A 19,588-nucleotide genomic window follows, 5' to 3' on the forward strand; every position below is an offset into this window, starting at 1 on the left:
GGCTGCTTTTCCAGGAGGCTTATATATATTTTCATGAGGATGTTAAAAGTATTCCAAAAGTATGTATATATTTTAAGGAGGAAATAACATGTCTAAACGTAAAAAAATCACAGTGGTAGGTGCTGGATTCACTGGTGCTACAGCAGCATTCCTAGCAGCTCAAAAAGAACTTGGTGATATCGTTTTAGTTGATATTCCGCAAGCTGAAAACCCTACAAAAGGTAAAGCTCTTGATATGGCGGAAGCAGGACCTGTTCTCGGTTTCGATGCTAACATCATCGGTACATCCGACTATGCAGAAACAGCTGATTCCGACGTAGTGATCATCACTGCCGGAATTGCCCGTAAGCCCGGCATGAGCCGTGACGACTTAGTTCAAACTAACCAAAAAGTTATGAAATCAGTAACTAAAGAAGTAGTTAAATATTCCCCTAATACAACAATCATCGTTTTGACTAACCCTGTAGATGCAATGACTTACACTGTATACAAAGAATCAGGTTTCCCTAAAGAACGCGTTATCGGACAATCGGGTGTTCTTGATACAGCTCGTTTCCGCACTTTCGTAGCTCAAGAATTAAACTTATCCGTTAAAGATGTAACTGGTTTCGTACTTGGCGGACACGGAGACGATATGGTTCCTCTAGTGCGTTACTCTTATGCAGGCGGAATTCCTTTGGAAACATTGATCCCTCAAGATCGTTTAGAAGCAATAGTGGCTCGTACCCGCACTGGCGGCGGAGAAATCGTAAACCTTCTTGGTAACGGAAGCGCATATTATGCACCAGCTGCATCACTAGTGGAAATGGCTGAAGCGATCCTTAAAGATCAACGTCGCGTTCTTCCATCCATCGCGTATCTTGAAGGCGAATACGGATTTGAAGGTATCTACCTTGGAGTGCCGACTGTACTAGGTGCAAACGGTATTGAACAAATCATCGAACTTGAATTGACTGAAGATGAAAAAGCGGCACTTTCAAAATCAGTTGAATCAGTTAAAGCGGTAATGCAAGTCCTTCAATAAGAGATCATGATCAGACTGCCCGGATATTGGAAGAAAAGGCCAAGGCCTTTTTCCAACTCCGGGCAGTTTTTTAATCCGCTTCAAAAGACCGCTGGAACTTAAAATCTCCCTGCAGAAGATAAGAATAACTTTCTTTCCGTTTTTTTATGTGTAAATTTCATATAATATTCTTTATAATGGAAGTGGATGAGTAGACCAAGAAATTGGTCTTTTGGGTAATACATAATTCAGGAGGATCTAATGTCAAAGAAAATTCTCGTAGTGGATGATGAACAATCAATAGTTACCTTACTTCAGTACAATTTAGAACAATCAGGCTATTCGGTAATCACAGCTTCGGATGGAGAACAAGGGCTGGAGGCTGCCGTGGATATACGCCCCGATTTAGTGGTATTGGATTTGATGCTGCCTAAAATGGACGGGCTTGAAGTATGTAAGCAGCTTCGCCAGCAAAAAATCAATATACCGATCTTGATGCTGACAGCTAAGGACGATGAATTTGATAAGGTGCTGGGACTTGAACTAGGGGCGGATGATTACTTGACCAAGCCGTTTAGTCCTAGGGAGGTAGTGGCCCGGATTAAAGCCATTTTAAGAAGATCCCAGTTGCAAGCTAACGGCAGTGAGTCAAGTCAGGATCAGGAAGATGGTCTCTTGAAATTAGGGGAATTGAAAGTGTTCCCGGAACGATACGAAGCATTCTTTGATGAACAGCAATTAGAATTGACTCCAAAGGAATTTGAATTACTTTTATACTTGGCGAAGAATAAGGGAAGAGTGCTGACCAGGGATCAACTGCTTAGTGCGGTATGGAATTATGATTTCGCGGGTGACTCACGAATTGTCGATGTCCATATTAGCCATCTTCGTGAAAAAATAGAGAAAGATACAAAAAAACCTCTCTATATTAAAACGATAAGGGGCTTGGGGTATAAGCTTGAGGAGCCTAAAAAAGAATGACGACCTATCGTAAAAAGCTCTTATATACCCTCATCACATTGGTGATGGTCGTCCTGATGGCCGTGGGCTTTTTATTAGGGCACTTGTTCAAAAGTTATTATATTAAAACGTTCAATGAGCGTATACAGAACGAAACATTTTTCATTTCTACATATATTCAGGAGCATGGCGGGATCGATTCCTTTTTGGAAAAAGGGAAGACGGCAAAACTTACACCTCTTTTAGATTCGAATTTAACCATTCTCTCCACGAATGGGGAAATATTATACGATTCGACATCATCCAATGAAATACTTAAAAGCCATGCCAATGTCCTACGTAAAATAACATTGGAAAAAGGGCTTAAGCATGGGGAAGGGTATGAAGTGGTCGAAGGGGAATCGGATGTCCATTATTATTGGAAGACGGTTGAAAAGGATGGAGAGATTGAAGGCTTTGTCGTTCATAGCAATGAAATAGAGGCCATCCATCAAGTGAATAAACAAATGTGGCAAATATTGATCATTTGTTTAGGGGTTGCCTTGATCATCATTCTCATGCTTGCGAGCAAAATCACTTCATATTATACCCGTCCGATCGAAGAGGCGACGATGGCAGCCATTGAACTGGCAAAAGGGAATTATGGAACCCGGACATTCGGGCGGCATTCCGATGAAACGGGAATGCTGACAACTTCCTTGAACATATTGGCGAGGAATCTTCAGGAAACAGAGATAGCGAGGGAAATGAATCAGGATCGTTTGGAAACACTTGTTGAAAATATCGGTAGTGGTGTCTTGCTGATAGACAGTAAAGGGTATACCACTTTAATCAACCGGGAATTCAAGAAAAGCTTCCATGTGAACGGCGCTACGTTTTTGTTTCAGGAATATTATTCAGTCATTAAAGATCAGCAAGTGATAGCCATCATCGAAGAGATCTTTCGAACGGAAAAAACGATAAAACGACAGGTGAAGATACCGCTTGCCATAGAACGTAAGCATTTTGAGATTTACGGAGCTCCCATTATCGGGAATCATGATGAATGGAAGGGGATCCTCCTCATTTTCCATGATATCACCGAATTGAAAAGGCTCGAGCAGATGCGGAAGGATTTCGTGGCTAATGTTTCCCATGAATTGAGAACCCCGATCACTTCTATTAAAGGCTTTTCTGAAACATTGTTAGATGGCGCCTTAAAAGACGAAAAGACCTTAAAGCACTTTTTATCGATTATCCTGAAAGAAAGTGATCGGCTGCAAGAACTCATTCAGGAGCTTCTGAATTTATCCAAAATGGAGCAACAGGAATTCGTTTTAAACGCAGGGGTCGTGGATATTACTAAAGTACTTGGCGAAATACAAGAGATGCTTATAGGTAAGCTGAAGGAAAAAGAAGTATCCCTTGAAATTAAGACATCACCGGAACCAGTATTCATTGAAGGGGAATCTGACAGGATCAAACAGGTTTTCATCAATTTGATTACGAACGCATTGACCTATACACCGAATGGCGGCAGGGTCACCGTTGATATCATTGAAAATGAACAGACAGTTGATATTGCAGTTCAAGACAGCGGGATCGGCATCGAGGAGAAAGAACTGCCGAGGATCTTTGAACGGTTTTACCGGATCGATAAGGCGAGGAGCCGCGATTCAGGAGGAACGGGCATTGGACTGGCAATCGTCAAGCATATAATAGAAGTCCATAAAGGTAAAATCAATGTGGAAAGCACACCTGGAACCGGGACGACTTTTACAGTCACTTTAAATAAAAGCTTAAAAGGAAAAATGTAGCGGGTTTCTTATTTACATGTCCTTTACAATTCCTTAAAACGGACTTCATAATGCAGGGGTACAATGGTTGTACAACCCCTCATCCAAGGAGTTAAACATTGACAGAGACATAGTCTCTGTCTTTAATTTTGGCTATATTCCCCGGGAACCATTCCTCTATCCTATTTTTCTAGGAAAATATTTGATTTTTATGAAACTTTAGGCCCTTTCTTGCGTAAATAAGATATAACTGCAAAGAAGGGGTGATACATATCGTTAGCTTAAAGAGGATATATACGATCACAGGACTTGTCTTTCTTATTTTAATTTTAGGTGTAGTTGCGATATCGACCTGGTACACGGTTGATGAATCCGATCAAGCTGTCATAATGACGTTTGGTAAAGTGGAGCAGACGATAACGGAACCGGGACTTCACTTTAAACTGCCTTGGCCCATTCAATCGGTCGAGAAATTATCCAAAGAAACATTCAGTCTTAAATTTGGATATAAGGAAGAGGATGGAGAAGTGAAGGATTACCCGAGTGAGACCAAAATGATTACGGGTGATGAAAATATTGTGCTGGCCGACCTAGTGGTTCAGTGGAAAATCACCGACCCTCCAAAATATTTATACAATGCGGATGATCCAGAAAAAATATTATACGATACGACTTCAGCTGCATTACGGAGCATTATCGGCAGCACGAAAATCGATGATGCCCTTACATCTGGTAAAGCGCAAATCGAAGCGGATGTACGCGATTTATTGTCACAGCTAATGGAGAAATATGATGTCGGGATTTCCATATCTGCGGTTAAACTTCAGGACGTGGAGTTACCGAATGAAGAAGTTCGGAAAGCATTTACCAATGTAACGGATGCCCGGGAAACGGCGAATACGAAAATCAACGAAGCGGATAAATATGAAAATAAGCGTATGAATGAAGCGGAAGGGGAAAAAGATGCCCTCATTTCACAGGCTAATGGGGATAAAGCTGCCCGTACGGAAGCTGCCCGCGGGGATGTAGCGGTCTTTGAAAAATTACTCAGTGAGTATAAGGGCAATAAGGGAATTACGAAGGACCGCCTTATTATTGAGACCCTTGAGGAAGTATTGCCGAATGCAGAGATTTATATTATGAATGATGATGGAAACACAATGAAGTACTTGCCGCTTCGCTCCCTTGAAAAGGAAGAAACAAAAAAAACTCCTGCCCCTGATGAAGCCACTATACCTGAAGAAGAAACGAAAAAAGGGAATGCATCGGAAGAAAAAGCGACAGGGGAAGGGGGCACTAAACAATGAGCGGGAAAATAATAGATTTTTCTGAGTTGAAAAAAGGGGATTTTCATTGGAGGGGCTATGTGAGAATCGGCATTTTCCTGATTATATTCATCGCGTTGCTGCTAATCATCTTCACCAATGTATATATCGTCAAAGAGGGCGAATACAAAGTCGTCCGTCAATTCGGTGAGGTGGTAAGGATCGATAAGACCCCGGGATTGAAGGTGAAGGTGCCATTCATTCAGAGTATCATGACCTTGCCGAAGTATCAGATGACTTCTGATGTTTCCGAAGCGGAAATCAATACGAAAGATAAAAAGCGGATGCTGATCGATAACTATGCGGTTTGGAGAATAGAAGATCCGAAGAAATTGATTACAAATGCAAGGACACTTGAGAATGCCGAAACGAAAATGGAAGAGTTCATCTATTCGGCAGTTCGTTCAGAGCTGGGCCAGCTGAATTATGATGAGATCATCAATGATGAGAAGTCATCCAGAGGAAGTTTAAACGACCGCATAACCGAAAAAGTCAACGATCTGCTGCAAAAGGACAGTTATGGAATCAGCTTGACGGATGTCCGGATAAAGCGGACTGACCTGCCCGCCGAAAACGAAGCATCCGTCTTCAAGAGGATGATTTCCGAGCGGGAATCGAAAGCGCAAGAATACCTATCCAAAGGTGATGCGAAGAAGAACCGTATCATTGCGGATACTGATCGGAAAGTGAAAGAACTGCTCTCTACTGCAGAGGCTGATGCAGAAGTGATCAGGGCTGAAGGAGAAGGGGAAGCAGCGAAAATCTATAATAAGTCGTTTTCCAAAGACCCCGAATTCTATAAACTATATCGGACTCTTGAATCCTACAAAAAAACGATTGGAGATCAAACGGTCATCGTTCTTCCTTCGGATTCCCCTTATGCCAGCTTGTTAATGGGAAATACTAAATAACCTTGATGCCGTCATTTTTCTTTCCGCTTCTACTCATGGTAGAATAGAGAAAGAAAATGAACGGCTTTTTTTGCGTTTTTATATAGAAGCTATAACTACATAAACCTGTATGACTGGAGGAAGACGGATTTGGATAAAAAGTTAGTACTCATAGATGGAAACAGCATTGCATACCGTGCGTTTTTTGCGCTTCCGCTCTTGAATAATGATAAGGGGGTCCATACGAATTCCGTGTACGGATTCACCATGATGCTCAACCGCATTCTTGATGAAGAAAAGCCAACGCACATACTTGTGGCATTCGATGCGGGTAAAACGACATTCAGGCATGCATCATTTAAAGAATATAAGGGAGGGCGCCAAAAAACGCCGCCAGAATTATCCGAGCAATTCCCTTTCATTCGCGAGCTGCTTGATTGTTTTCAAATAAAAAGGTATGAACTGGAGAACTACGAAGCCGATGATATTATCGGTACGCTGTCTTTACAAGCGGAAAAAGATGGTTTTGAAGTGAAGGTAATTTCCGGTGATAAGGATTTAACACAATTATCCTCCCCTAGTACGACGGTTTCCATCACGAAAAAGGGGATTACTGAAATTGAGGAATACACTCCAAAGCATATACATGAAAAATACGGTCTATCCCCCTTGCAAATCATTGATTTAAAAGGGCTGATGGGAGATGCCTCCGACAATATTCCCGGTATACCGGGTGTTGGTGAAAAGACTGCCCTTAAATTATTGCATCAATTTGAAACGGTTGAAAACCTTCTGCAGTCGATTGATGAGGTAAGCGGACAAAAATTGAAAGAGAAAATAGAAGAACATAAAGACCTGGCCCTATTAAGCAAAGAGCTGGCTACAATAACGAGGGAAGCGCCGCTTGAAGTTTCCGTGAACGAGACCGAGTACACTGGCATGGATCAGGATCGAGTCATCTCGTTCTATAAAGAGCTTGGCTTTTCGACTTTGCTCGATAAATTGGATGTAACGGAAAGTGCACCGCTTGAACAGGAGAAAATAGAGGTGCACACGGCTGAAATGACAGAAGGAATGTTTGCAGATGAAAGTGCTTTGTATGTTGAAATTTTAGAAGATAATTATCATCGTGCAGATATAATAGGGATCGCCATCAGTAATGAACAAGGTCATTTTTACTTCCATGGAGAAGATGCTCTGAATTTCGGGGCATTTAAATCCTGGGCAGAGGATGAAACAAAAAAGAAAACGGTTTTCGATGCGAAGCGTACGGTTGTGGCACTGCGTCATCGAGGAGTCGAAATAAAAGGCATCGATTTTGATGTGTTTTTAGCATCCTATATCCTGGATCCGGCAGAGTCAGTGGACGAAGTCGCAGAAATCACGAAAACTCAAGGTGCTATCCGGCTTGAAACGGATGATGCTTTTTATGGAAAAGGTGCAAAACGCAAGATACCTGAGGAAGCGGAATTGAGGGAGCATATTGCCAGAAAATCGAAGGCGATCCTTTCTCTGAAAGAACCGATGATTGATAAGCTGCAAGAGTTCGAGCAACTTCACCTATTTACGGAACTGGAGCTGCCACTGTCGATCATCCTGGCCAATATGGAATGGCAGGGAATCAAGGTGGATATAGGTCGACTGAAAAACATGGGACAGGAATTGGCCATTCGCTTAAGAAACATCGAAGCTCGAATCTTTGATTTGGCTGGAGAGGCTTTCAATATCAATTCACCTAAACAGCTTGGGGCCATCCTGTTTGAAAAGTTGGAGCTTCCGGTCATGAAGAAAACCAAAACAGGTTATTCGACTTCAGCCGATGTGCTGGAAAAACTGGAGAGCAAGCATGATATCATTAAGGAAATACTACTGTATCGCCAGCTTGGTAAGCTGCAATCCACTTATATTGAAGGATTGCTTAAAGTGGTCAATGGCAAAACGGACAAGGTGCACACCCGGTTCAACCAAGCATTGACCCAGACAGGACGGTTAAGTTCTACAGATCCCAATCTTCAGAATATCCCGATCAGATTGGAAGAAGGCAGGAAAATCAGGCAGGCCTTCATTCCTTCCGAAAAGGATTGGATCATTTTTGCTGCCGACTACTCCCAGATCGAGTTACGCGTCCTGGCGCATATCGCCAATGACGACGGATTGGTGGAAGCATTCCGGGCCGGGATGGACATCCATACAAGGACAGCTATGGATGTATTCCATGTATCGGCAGAGCAAGTCACTTCGAACATGAGGCGCCATGCCAAAGCGGTCAACTTCGGAATCGTTTATGGTATAAGTGACTACGGGCTATCGCAAAGTCTTGGTATCACGAGAAAAGAAGCTGGAGAGTTCATCGAGAAGTATTTAAGAAGCTTTCCTGGTGTTCAGGAATATATGGAAGAAAGCATACATGAGGCCCGTCAAAAAGGGTATAGCACGACTTTAATGCAAAGAAGGCGCTATATACCTGAAATAACAAGCAGGAATTTCAACATCAGGAGCTTTGCCGAAAGGACAGCGATGAATACGCCGATTCAGGGCAGCGCCGCGGATATCATCAAGCTTGCCATGATAAACATGAATAAGCGCCTGACAAAGGAAGGGCTTAAAACGAGAATGCTACTTCAGGTGCATGATGAATTGATTTTTGAAACTCCTCCTGAGGAACTCGAAATCCTTAAAGTGATCGTTCCGGAGGAAATGGAAAATGCCATTGAATTGAACGTGCCCCTTAAAGTGGATTATGCTTTCGGGCCAACATGGTTTGATGCCAAATAATAAAAGATAGGTGATTGCAATGCCAGAACTTCCAGAAGTGGAAACAGTCAGAAGAACGTTAGAGCAGCTCGTACTCGGAAAAGAGATCAAGGAAGTGTCCGTTTTCTGGCCAAAGATCATTAAAGCGCCTGAGCCTGTCGAACAGTTTCAGGATGCTTTAAGAGGGCAGACGATCCAGGGAATAGGTCGTCGGGGCAAGTTCCTCATTTTTACCTTGGATGATTATTCGATGGTTTCGCATTTAAGGATGGAGGGGAAATACGGCGTCCATCCAAAAGAGGAGCCGTATGATAAGCATACTCATGTGATCTTCACTTTCACGGATGGCAGTGAACTTCGGTACAGGGATGTCCGGAAATTCGGAACGATGCATCTATTTGCCAAAGGGGAAGAACTTGAGCGGTTGCCCCTGTTGCACTTAGGGCCTGAACCTTTATCTGAAGATTTTACTGTCGAGGGGCTTAGTGCGAAGTTGGCTAAAACCAACAGGAAAATCAAGCCCGTTCTCCTTGATCAAACGATTGTCGTTGGGATTGGGAATATATATGTGGACGAGTCGTTATTCCGTTCCGGTATCCATCCTGAGAGAATCGCATCTTCACTCTCATTGCAGGAAATCAAAACGTTGCATGCAGAAATCATCGCAACGTTAGGTGAAGCTGTGGAAAAAGGAGGTAGTACGATTCGTTCATACATTAATTCCCAGGGGGAAATCGGCATGTTTCAGTTGGAACTGAATGTTTATGGACGGAAAGGCGAGAACTGCAAAACATGCGGCACGCCCCTTGAAAAAATGGTTGTTGCAGGACGCGGCACACATATTTGCCCGATATGCCAGCCGCTAAAATAGGTAATGTTTTTTCAAACACATCGGATGGGCTCCTTCCATATACTAGGGTAGCAACGAGAAGGGAAGGAGTAATATTCCGATGTGGCTACAAATTATTTTTCTCGCTTTTGCAGTTAGTATTGACGGATTTGGCGTAGGTTTGACATTTGGTATGCGGAAGATGAAAATCCCCTTAAGGTCAATAGCGGTCATCTCAGTTTGTTCTGCATTGAGTTTAGGTATAGCGATGGTCATCGGGCAATTCATCAGTCAGCTCATATCTATCGGGGCGGCTGAAAAAACGGGTGGCATCATCCTCATTTTTCTTGGTGCCTGGATGGTGTACCAGTATTTTAAGCCTGAAAAAGATCTGAAAGATGATAGATATCATGAAAAGATCATCTTTAATTTTGAAATTAAATCACTTGGGGTAGTTATTAATATTTTACAAAAACCATTGAATGCCGATTTTGATAAATCAGGTACGATAACGGGTGTTGAAGCGCTTGTTCTGGGGTTTGCACTTTCTCTGGATGCGTTCGGTGCCGGAGTTGGTGCGGCTATGATCGGGATTTCACCGATTATCCTCGCAGGGTGCATCGCTATTATGAGTTCGATTTTCATTTGGAGCGGGCTTCAAAGCGGGAAATTGCTTTCAAATAATAAACTTGTCCAGCATTTGACCTTTCTTCCAGGTGTACTATTAATTCTCATCGGTTTATTCAAATTATGAAACATGGTTAAAAGGGGGAGCTTATGGGACAAATCATCGGAATCACCGGAGGCATCGCCAGTGGGAAAAGCAGTGTCAGCCTCTATCTACAGGAACTCGGATTCACGATTGTCGATGCAGATCTGGCTTCCCGTGCTGTCGTTGAGCCGGGTGAGGAAGCCTATCATCAAGTTGTGAAGGCATTTGGTGAAGATATCTTATTGACGGATGGGAATATAGATCGCGTAAAGCTAGGATCGATCATATTTCATGATGAGGAAAAGAGATTGCTATTGAATGGCATCGTGCATCCTGCCGTCAGGAATTGGATGCGCCTCAAAACGGAAGAGGCACTATCATCAGGGGAAGAAACGGTGTTTATGGATATTCCGCTCCTATTCGAAAGCAAGCTGACATTCATGGTGGAAAAGACGCTTTTGGTTTATGTGGATGAGCAAGTTCAATTGCAACGATTAATGAACAGGAATGGTCTTTCGGAGACGGAGGCACTTGCCAGGATCAATTCACAAATGCCCTTGGCTGATAAAAAGGTCTTAGCGGATGCCGTCATCGATAATAATGGAGACATTAATGAAACGAAGAGGCAAGTGAAGTCCGTACTTAGCGAATGGCATGTCATATAAGTGTGATAAAAAGAAGAAACCACCCGGTTTCTTCTTTTTATGTTAAAAAATAAGAACTATCCGCATTTTTATTAGCACAATTCCATTGAATTATGTTATACTAATTACATAAGAGAGGTAATAAGTATAACATTAATATTTTCTGGAGGGTCCGAACAATGAATTCAAGAATAGCGATTAACGGATTTGGGAGAATTGGAAGAATGGTTTTCCGAAAGGCCATATTAGATGAGAGTTTGGACATTGTTGCCATTAATGCAAGCTATCCAGCTGAAACTTTAGCACACTTACTAAAATATGATACGATACATGGTAAATTCGACGGTATCATTATAGCGGAAGATGATTCACTAGTAGTGAATGGCCGCCGAGTAAAACTAATAAATAACCGCGATCCAAAGCTATTGCCTTGGAAAGAGATGAACATAGATATTGTAATTGAAGCCACGGGCAAATTCAATGATCGTTCTAAAGCGGCTCTTCATTTAGATGCAGGAGCAAAAAGAGTTATTTTATCAGCGCCGGGTAAAAATGAAGACGTTACCATTGTAATGGGAGTAAATCAGGAAGTGCTGGAAATTGACAAGCATTTCGTCATATCCAATGCATCTTGTACAACCAACTGTCTTGGACCGGTTGCAAAAGTGCTTGATGAAAAATTCGGCATAAACAACGGTTTAATGACAACGATACATTCTTATACAAATGATCAAAATAATATCGATAACCCGCACAAAGACTTAAGACGTGCCCGTGCCGCTGCGGAAAGTATCATTCCTACGACTACAGGAGCTGCAAAAGCCATCTCCCTAGTGTTGCCGCAATTAAAAGGCAAGCTTCATGGAATGGCATTACGCGTACCGACACCTAACGTATCTCTAGTCGATCTTGTTGTGGATTTAAACTGTGATGTCACCATTGATGAAGTGAACCAAGCCTTCATCGATGCTTCAGAAAATGAACTCAAAGGAATTATGGAATTCACGATGGAACCTTTAGTTTCCAGTGATTTCAAAACGAATCCTCACTCTGCAATCATCGATGGTTTGACGACGATGATGATTGGGGACAGGAAAGTGAAAGTCCTTGCATGGTATGATAATGAGTGGGGTTACTCCAACCGGGTAGTGGACCTTGTGAAATTGGTTGGATCCGAGTTGAAAAAAACTTCCGAAGTCGAATTATCAGTACAATAATGAAAAAATCGAGCCTGCTAAATTTTTTTTAGCGGGCTATTTTTAATTCAGTGATTAATCAATTTCTGGCTGCCTTAGGGCGCTGAATAAACATGAAATCAGAACTTGCTCTTCTTTGGAACCTTCGCTATATCCCTATTACATATAAAGTTTATCTTTCCAAAAATTCAATTTGGAGTTGCAAAAAAAATTCAAACCATATATACTATGAATCGTGAACTTCTTCAAAAGCGGTTTGCATGATGGCTACTTAAAGGGTTAGGACCTCTTTGGACTAACTTTCCCCCGTGGTAGTTATCAGAACTTATTTTTAAATCATGGTAAGGGGGAAGCTTAATATGGAAACAGCTTACACTATGGAAACAATGGGTAGACATGTCATTTCTGAACTTTGGGGTTGTGACTTTGAAAAACTGAACAATATCGATTTAATTGAAAAGATTTTTGTTGATGCTGCTTTGAAATCAGGTGCAGAGGTACGAGAAGTAGCCTTTCACAAATTTGCTCCACAAGGGGTCAGCGGGGTTGTCATCATTTCTGAATCACACTTAACGATTCACAGTTTTCCAGAACACGGCTATGCGAGCATCGATGTCTATACATGCGGTAACTTGGATCCGAATATTGCGGCAGATTATATTGCAGAAGCTTTGAATGCGCAAACACGTGAAAACATAGAATTACCACGTGGATTAGGTCCTGTACAAATGAAAAAAGCCAATATAAGTGCCCTATAAAAAACACGTATACACAGAGATGCCATGGGTGCATCTCTTTTTTAATGCAATGAATTGGCAGTCTGCTTCACTTTATAGGAGAGGATTGCCTTGTGGCACAAAGACTTTGACGACGGTGCTTCAAGGGCAGAACAAAAAGTGCCTGCTGCTGGAAGTTACACTTTTTACTTGTACTGACCGTTCCTTTTAATATAAGATTAAGATAGAGAAGTAATTCCTTGGGGAACATTTAGATAGGGGAGTCCTACATAAAATACGGAGCTGATAATGATGAAATGCCCGTCATGTCAATATAACGGAACAAGAGTGCTCGATTCCAGGCCAGTCGATGAAAGTAAATCGATTCGACGACGCCGTGAATGTGAGGCATGTGGTTTTCGATTCACGACATTTGAAAAGGTGGAGGAAACACCGCTTATTGTAGTGAAAAAGGGCGGGACACGGGAAGAGTTCAGTCGTGATAAAATCCTGCGTGGCTTAATCAGGGCTTGCGAAAAACGTCCGGTTCCCTTGAAAGAACTAGAGCAAATTACCAGTTATGTAGAGAAAGAACTACGCAACCAGGGCATAGCGGAAGTGAAAAGCGACAGTGTCGGCGAAATGGTAATGGACAAGTTGGCAGAAGTCGATGAGGTTGCCTATGTAAGGTTCGCATCCGTCTATCGGCAATTTAAAGATATCAATGTCTTTATTGATGAATTGAAAGATTTAATTAATAAAGAAAGAAAGTAGAGCTGAAGATTTACTTTGGCTCTTTTTTCACTACATCTTTTGAAAGGTTTGAATGGAGATGTCAATGCATTGGCAAGAATTGCTCCCAGCGGATTCATATTTGGTCTCATCTGCGGGGCTGCTTCATGATTATGATCGGAAAATACTTACCCGACTATATCAACCTCTTATTGGACCTATCTGCATAAGCCTATATATGACGTTATGGAGTGAGTTGGAGGAAAACAGGCTATGGTCGGAAACCTCCTCGCATTATCAATTAATGAATACCATCGGTCTTAAGTTAAGTGATATTTACGAAGCGCGCCTTTTACTTGAGGGAATCGGCCTGTTGAATGTATATAAGAAATCGAAAAATGAATCGAAGGAATTTATCTATGAGTTAAACCCGCCGCTTTCCCCTCAGCAGTTTTTCACGGATGGAATGCTGAATATTTACTTATACAAAAAAATCGGTAAAGCGCAATTCAATCGATTAAAAAGATTCTTTTGTGATGACCATATCTTAACCGATCAATATGAAGGTGTGACTAAATCTTTTGTGGAAGTATTCTCATCAGATCATTTGGACTCTTTATATGTAACGGATGAAGCGAAAAACGAATGGAAACCGATGCCTGAACAGCAATTCATCGATCGGACGGAAGGCGTCGAGCCATCGGGGTTTGATGACTTATTTGATTTTGACCTGTTATTTGCCGGAATGAAATCCTCGATCGTACCGAAAAAGGCCTTTACTCCGAAAATAAAAAGTACGATTGCCAAACTTGCTTTTTTATATGGCATTGATCCGCTGGAAATGCAAAAACTAGTAATGGATGCCGTTTCATTGGATGATGAGATCGATGAGGAAGTGCTTAGAAAGGCGGCAAGGGACTGGTATCAGATCGAACGGCAGGCTGATATGCCTTCACTTGTCAATCGGGTGCAGCCGATTCGTGAACGGACACAAAAGGAAGAACCGAAAACACAGGAACAAGAGTTAATCCGTCATTTGGAGACGATTTCTCCAAGGGAGCGGCTGATGCAATTGTCTGGCGGTGCAGAGCCATCAAGCGGTGATTTGAAAGTGGTTGAGGGCGTGATGATCAATCAAAAGCTGAATCCGGGTGTCGTCAATGTCTTGATTGAATATGTCATGCTCAAAACGGATATGAAGTTTACGAAGGGCTATGTGGAAAAGCTGGCGGGCCATTGGGCACGGCTAAAGGTTTCTACGGTCGTCGAGGCGATGGAACTAGCTAAAAATGAACATAGGAAATATCAGGACTGGGCTCAAGGAAGCAGGAATGCTAAGGGCAGCCGGAAAAAGGCGATACGGGAAGAAGTGGTTCCGGAGTGGCTTGAGAAAAAAGAAGAAGCACAGCAGGAGCAGAATGTAGATCAGCCTGAATTGAACGCCCAGAAACTCGAGCTTCAGGAGAGATGGAAGCAGTGGAAAGCTGGAGGTGAAATGAACGATGGAAAAGATTAATAGATCCCTTAATAAATTGGCCAATACAAACCAATTTCAACAGCGTTATGAAAAGCTGAAACAGGAGATTTTTGAAGACGAACAAGTGCGGTTATTTTTGAATGCCAACAGTTCGACGGTCACGAATGAAATGATTGATAAAAATTTGGGGAAGCTTTATGAGTTCACTTCACAAAGCAATAAGTGTGATAAATGTCCAAGCTTGAATGGCTGCATCAATATGATGCAAGGGTATTATCCCAAATTGGTGGTTCAAGGGAAAGCCCTGAACCTGCATTATGAAATCTGCCCGCGGAAATTGGCAGAGGATGAAAAGCGGAAACGGGAAAAATTGATCCGCAGCCTATATGTACCGAAGGATATTTTAAATGCGACCATTGAGGACTTTACCCAAACGGATAATGAAAACAAACGCTTGGGTGTCTTAAGTAAGGCGATTTCGTTCATTATGGAATATGAGCCAGGTAAAAGGCAAAAAGGCTTATATATATATGGGAAATTCGGAGTTGGGAAAACGTACTTATTAGGTGCGATTGCCAATGAACTTGCAGAAAGGCAAATTTCCTCACTTATTGTCTATGTCCCCGACTACTTGAGGGAACTTAAGGGATCGATAGGTGATAATACGGTCAATGAAAAAATTGAGATGGTGAAAACGGCACCTGTCCTCATGCTGGATGATATTGGAGCGGAGTCCATGACGAGCTGGGGACGCGATGAGGTTTTTGGTCCGATTTTGCAATTTAGGATGCTGGAAAACCTGCCGACGTTTTTTACTTCGAATTTTGACTTGAATGGCCTGGAGAACCACCTAACCTTTTCTCAGCGTGGTGAGAAGGAAGAGGTGAAGGCGGCGAGAGTACTGGAAAGAATTCAATATTTAGCGGAGCCGGTCAAGCTTGATGGCGTGAATCGGAGAAGATGAAGAAAAGTGGTCTCTTAATGGAGGTCACTTTTTTCTTCTTACAAGGCCCATCCTACTTCTAAACACGTCCCCATCCCCATATACATGAAAAAAGAAGCAAGGGGGAAGGGGGGATGTCGTAGTGCAAATTTCGTTTCAAAACGATTCAGAGGCATTGAAATTACTGAATTTCGTTTCTGCCCATCCACTGGGGGCAGAATTTCAAGCATACATTCGAATTCTTCCGCAACAAGGCATGCATGTGGATATGACGAAGTCTTCAGGTGATAAATGGCTAATTCTGCTTCGTGATGCATTTCATTCTTTTTTATTGGAAGAAAAGACGCTTCCTGTTCTGGAGCAAATAATAGTCGGTAAATTTTTTTATAGGGAACGGGAAGAAATTGAAGCCATCATTGAAATTGCATCATCAATCATCGAGGTGGAAAGAGCCAGGAATCAAGATGAAGCATTCAGTACGGAAAAACGATTGATTGAGGAAGGACTTCAAAGTATCTTGGCTGGAAAGGTATCTTTTTCATTCGATTCTTTTACGACCTTCCGTTTAAAATCATTTCAGCACACTTTGGAAAAGTATGTCGTCAAGGCGATTGATGAATACAAGCTGGAACAGGACTATCAAAATTTCATTGCTACGCTCCGAGATTGCCTTCATGGGCAGGAGTCGAAATTAAGAAAGCTTCACCTGGTCAACCGGGATGGTTTTCATTTCTATGATCAGAAATTCAGCAAACTCGACCGTCCAAAAATCAATAGTATGATCGATAGGAGGCTTCTTGCCAAAAGTTCACTTTTTCTCGATACGGTGATACTTGCCCCGCTTTTATCAATTGCTCCTGAAAACTTGTGTATCTATACCGATGACAAGGAAGAGGGGCTGATCCAGACCATTTCAAGGATTTTCGAAGAACGGGCGACTGTCCTGCCACTTTCGTCATTTTCTATGCATTTGAATGATCTTTCATTGAAAAAAGAAAATTAACCTTGATTTTCACCGTATAACAAATTATAATTTCCTACATACTATTAAAAAACTAAAAGTTATGATGAGGACAAGGGTATTCTAGTCGCCGATTATCAGAGAGGGGAGCCAACAGGCTGTAAGCTTCCTATTCGCATGGAACACTTACCACCTTTAAACTTCGGCTCGGAAAGCAGGCATTCTGCGAATATGAGCTGACGGGAAGCTGCCGTTACTAAGTTACAAGTGCCATTTTGCCGTGAAAAGCAAGCTGGAACGAGGGTGGAACCGCGGGTTATTGATATATATTACTAAGCTCGTCCCTGTTTTATACAGGGGCGGGCTTTTTTGTGTTGTAATGGAATCAAAAACCTGTAATTTGTTTGAACAATAAAAAGGAGTGAAACTGAATGTCTGAATTACTGAAAATATCTTTTCCTGACGGAGCGGTTAAGGAGTTTGCTAAAGGCACAACAACTGAAGACATCGCTGCGTCCATCAGCCCTGGATTAAGGAAAAAATCCATTGCCGGAAAATTCAATGGTGAATTATATGATTTGAAACGCCCGATTGAACAAGATGGTACAATCGAAATCGTCACACAGGATGCAGCGGATGCTCTTGAAGTATTGCGTCACAGTACAGCGCACTTGATGGCACAAGCGATCAAACGTTTGTACAAAAACGCTAAATTCGGCGTAGGGCCAGTCATCGAGGGCGGCTTTTACTATGATATGGATATGGAGGAATCATTGACTCCCGAAGACCTTCCATTGATTGAAAAAGAAATGAAGAAAATCGTCAATGAAAACTTGGAAATTTCCCGCATCGAAGTGAGCCGTGATGAAGCGATTTCCCGTTTTAAAGAAATCGGCGACGAGTATAAATTGGAGTTGATCGATGCGATTCCTGCCGATCAGCAGGTAACGCTTTATGAGCAGGGTGAATTCTTTGACCTTTGCCGTGGAATTCATGTTCCATCAACGGGGAAAATCAAAGAATTCAAGCTATTGAGCATCGCTGGAGCATACTGGAGAGGCGATAGCAAAAACAAAATGCTTCAACGCATTTACGGTACGGCTTTCTATAAAAAAGAAGAGTTAGCCGAACACCTGCGTTTCCTTGAAGAAGCCAAGGAACGTGACCACCGTAAAATCGGCAAAGAATTGAACTTGTTCATGAGCTCACAGAAAGTGGGGCAAGGGCTGCCGATGTGGTTGCCAAAAGGCGCGACCATCCGCCGGACAATCGAAAGGTATATCGTGGACAAGGAAGAACGTTTGGGTTATGACCATGTCTACACACCTGTAATGGGAAGCGTGGACCTTTATAAAACATCTGGTCACTGGGATCATTACCAGGACGGCATGTTCCCTGTCATGGAGATGGAAAACGAACAGCTTGTACTGCGTCCGATGAACTGTCCGCATCACATGATGGTCTATAAAAACAGTATCCATAGCTACCGCGAACTGCCAATCCGGATTGCCGAGCTAGGCTTGATGCACCGCTATGAAATGTCAGGTGCCCTTTCCGGCCTTCAGCGTGTACGTGGGATGACATTGAATGATGCGCACATTTTCGTCCGTCCTGACCAAATCAAAGAAGAGTTCAAGCGCGTTGTGAACTTGGTTCTGGAAGTTTATAAAGATTTCGATATCAAGGATTATTCATTCCGTCTGTCTTATCGCGATCCTCAGGATACAGAAAAATACTTCGATGATGATAACATGTGGGAAAAAGCCCAAAGCATGTTAAAAGGCGCCATGGATGAACTTGGTCTGGATTACTTTGAAGCGGAAGGTGAAGCGGCATTCTACGGTCCTAAGCTTGATGTTCAGGTGCGTACTGCCTTAGGGAAAGATGAAACGCTTTCCACTGTTCAGCTTGATTTCTTGCTTCCTGAACGCTTTGATCTTAATTACGTCGGAGAGGACGGCAAGCAGCACCGTCCGGTTGTTATCCACCGCGGCGTCGTTTCCACAATGGAACGTTTTGTCGCTTACTTGATCGAAGAATACAAGGGGGCATTCCCGACTTGGCTTGCACCTATCCAAGCACAAGTGATCCCAGTTTCACCTGAAGTGCACTTGGATTATGCGAAAGAAGTACAGGAAAAACTTAAAGCGCAAGGCATTCGTGTCGATCTGGATACACGTGACGAGAAAATCGGTTACAAAATCCGTGAAGCGCAAATGCAAAAAATCCCGTACATGCTGGTTGTTGGAGACAATGAAGTCAAAGAAGGCAGCGTGAATGTACGTAAATACGGTGAACAAAAATCCGAAACGATCGCTTTTGAAGATTTCGTTTCAGCGATTAAGGCGGAAGTAAGCCGTTAACAGCGAAAAGAGGGGCACATATAGTTGTGTCCCTCTTTTCATTTAATGCATGATAAAATGAAACCATCATGTGAAAATATGTACAGCAATGAAAAGGAGGGTCAGCATGAAAAAGAAATTTTCTTATCTATTCGGACCGACATTCCTTGTCATCATCATCTTATTGTTATTGGATGATTATCGACAATATGCCATTGTCCCGGTCCTGCTTTTTTGGATAGCGCTATTTTCTTGGGACAGCATTGAGAAAAAGAAAAAGGCGAAAGAAAACTCTTAACATTTGATGGCTTCGATCAGTATGGACTGTA

General features: G+C 42.4%; 17 protein-coding genes. All 17 read left to right on the plus strand.

Annotation, left to right across the window (positions count from 1 at the left end; genetic code table 11):
- Positions 1–88: 88 nt before the first annotated feature.
- Positions 89–1,024, plus strand: coding sequence for a malate dehydrogenase (gene mdh, locus BS1321_RS19885; RefSeq protein WP_063232733.1), 936 nt, complete (start codon positions 89–91; stop codon positions 1,022–1,024).
- Between the two features lie 240 nt (positions 1,025–1,264).
- Complete coding sequence (locus tag BS1321_RS19890) at positions 1,265–1,984, plus strand: response regulator transcription factor (protein WP_063232734.1); 720 nt, start codon at positions 1,265–1,267, stop codon at positions 1,982–1,984.
- Positions 1,981–3,759, plus strand: coding sequence for a two-component system histidine kinase PnpS (pnpS, locus tag BS1321_RS19895; RefSeq protein WP_063232735.1), 1,779 nt, complete (start codon positions 1,981–1,983; stop codon positions 3,757–3,759). Before BS1321_RS19890 ends, pnpS begins: the two co-directional genes overlap by 4 nt.
- 251 nt (positions 3,760–4,010) lie before the next feature.
- Positions 4,011–5,045: an FtsH protease activity modulator HflK gene (gene hflK / locus BS1321_RS19900; protein ID WP_081112884.1), complete on the plus strand. Its 1,035-nt coding sequence runs from the start codon at positions 4,011–4,013 to the stop codon at positions 5,043–5,045.
- Positions 5,042–5,974, plus strand: coding sequence for a protease modulator HflC (gene hflC / locus BS1321_RS19905; protein WP_063232736.1), 933 nt, complete (start codon positions 5,042–5,044; stop codon positions 5,972–5,974). The genes hflK and hflC overlap by 4 nt, the downstream gene beginning before the upstream one ends.
- 129 nt (positions 5,975–6,103) lie before the next feature.
- Positions 6,104–8,728, plus strand: a complete 2,625-nt coding sequence (polA, locus tag BS1321_RS19910; protein ID WP_063232737.1) for a DNA polymerase I — start codon at positions 6,104–6,106, stop codon at positions 8,726–8,728.
- 19 nt (positions 8,729–8,747) lie between these two features.
- On the plus strand, positions 8,748–9,578 hold the full coding sequence (gene mutM / locus BS1321_RS19915) for a DNA-formamidopyrimidine glycosylase (protein WP_063232738.1): 831 nt from the start codon (positions 8,748–8,750) through the stop codon (positions 9,576–9,578).
- A gap of 79 nt (positions 9,579–9,657) precedes the next feature.
- Entirely contained in the window at positions 9,658–10,290 is a 633-nt protein-coding gene (gene ytaF / locus BS1321_RS19920) for a sporulation membrane protein YtaF (RefSeq protein ID WP_063232739.1), read from the plus strand.
- Between the two features lie 23 nt (positions 10,291–10,313).
- Entirely contained in the window at positions 10,314–10,913 is a 600-nt protein-coding gene (gene coaE / locus BS1321_RS19925; protein WP_063232740.1) for a dephospho-CoA kinase, read from the plus strand.
- A 158-nt stretch (positions 10,914–11,071) separates the two neighbouring features.
- Positions 11,072–12,109, plus strand: a complete 1,038-nt coding sequence (locus BS1321_RS19930; protein WP_063232741.1) for a glyceraldehyde-3-phosphate dehydrogenase — start codon at positions 11,072–11,074, stop codon at positions 12,107–12,109.
- A gap of 356 nt (positions 12,110–12,465) precedes the next feature.
- Entirely contained in the window at positions 12,466–12,846 is a 381-nt protein-coding gene (speD, locus tag BS1321_RS19935; RefSeq protein WP_034311443.1) for an adenosylmethionine decarboxylase, read from the plus strand.
- Between the two features lie 270 nt (positions 12,847–13,116).
- Positions 13,117–13,578, plus strand: a complete 462-nt coding sequence (nrdR, locus tag BS1321_RS19940; RefSeq protein WP_063232877.1) for a transcriptional regulator NrdR — start codon at positions 13,117–13,119, stop codon at positions 13,576–13,578.
- A 58-nt stretch (positions 13,579–13,636) separates the two neighbouring features.
- On the plus strand, positions 13,637–15,052 hold the full coding sequence (locus BS1321_RS19945) for a replication initiation and membrane attachment family protein (protein ID WP_063232742.1): 1,416 nt from the start codon (positions 13,637–13,639) through the stop codon (positions 15,050–15,052).
- Positions 15,039–15,977, plus strand: a complete 939-nt coding sequence (gene dnaI, locus BS1321_RS19950; RefSeq protein WP_063232743.1) for a primosomal protein DnaI — start codon at positions 15,039–15,041, stop codon at positions 15,975–15,977. The genes BS1321_RS19945 and dnaI overlap by 14 nt, the downstream gene beginning before the upstream one ends.
- A gap of 121 nt (positions 15,978–16,098) precedes the next feature.
- Positions 16,099–16,959, plus strand: coding sequence for a sporulation protein YtxC (ytxC, locus tag BS1321_RS19955; protein WP_063232744.1), 861 nt, complete (start codon positions 16,099–16,101; stop codon positions 16,957–16,959).
- Positions 16,960–17,348: 389 nt separating this feature from the next.
- Positions 17,349–19,280 carry a threonine--tRNA ligase gene (gene thrS, locus BS1321_RS19960; protein WP_063232745.1) on the plus strand — a complete coding sequence of 644 codons (1,932 nt, stop codon included), beginning with the start codon at positions 17,349–17,351 and terminating at the stop codon, positions 19,278–19,280.
- Positions 19,281–19,386: 106 nt separating this feature from the next.
- Positions 19,387–19,557 carry a hypothetical protein gene (locus BS1321_RS27605; protein WP_155726452.1) on the plus strand — a complete coding sequence of 57 codons (171 nt, stop codon included), beginning with the start codon at positions 19,387–19,389 and terminating at the stop codon, positions 19,555–19,557.
- Positions 19,558–19,588 lie beyond the last annotated feature (31 nt).

The sequence above is a fragment of the Peribacillus simplex NBRC 15720 = DSM 1321 genome (assembly GCF_002243645.1).
GTDB classification, from domain to species: domain Bacteria; phylum Bacillota; class Bacilli; order Bacillales; family DSM-1321; genus Peribacillus; species Peribacillus simplex.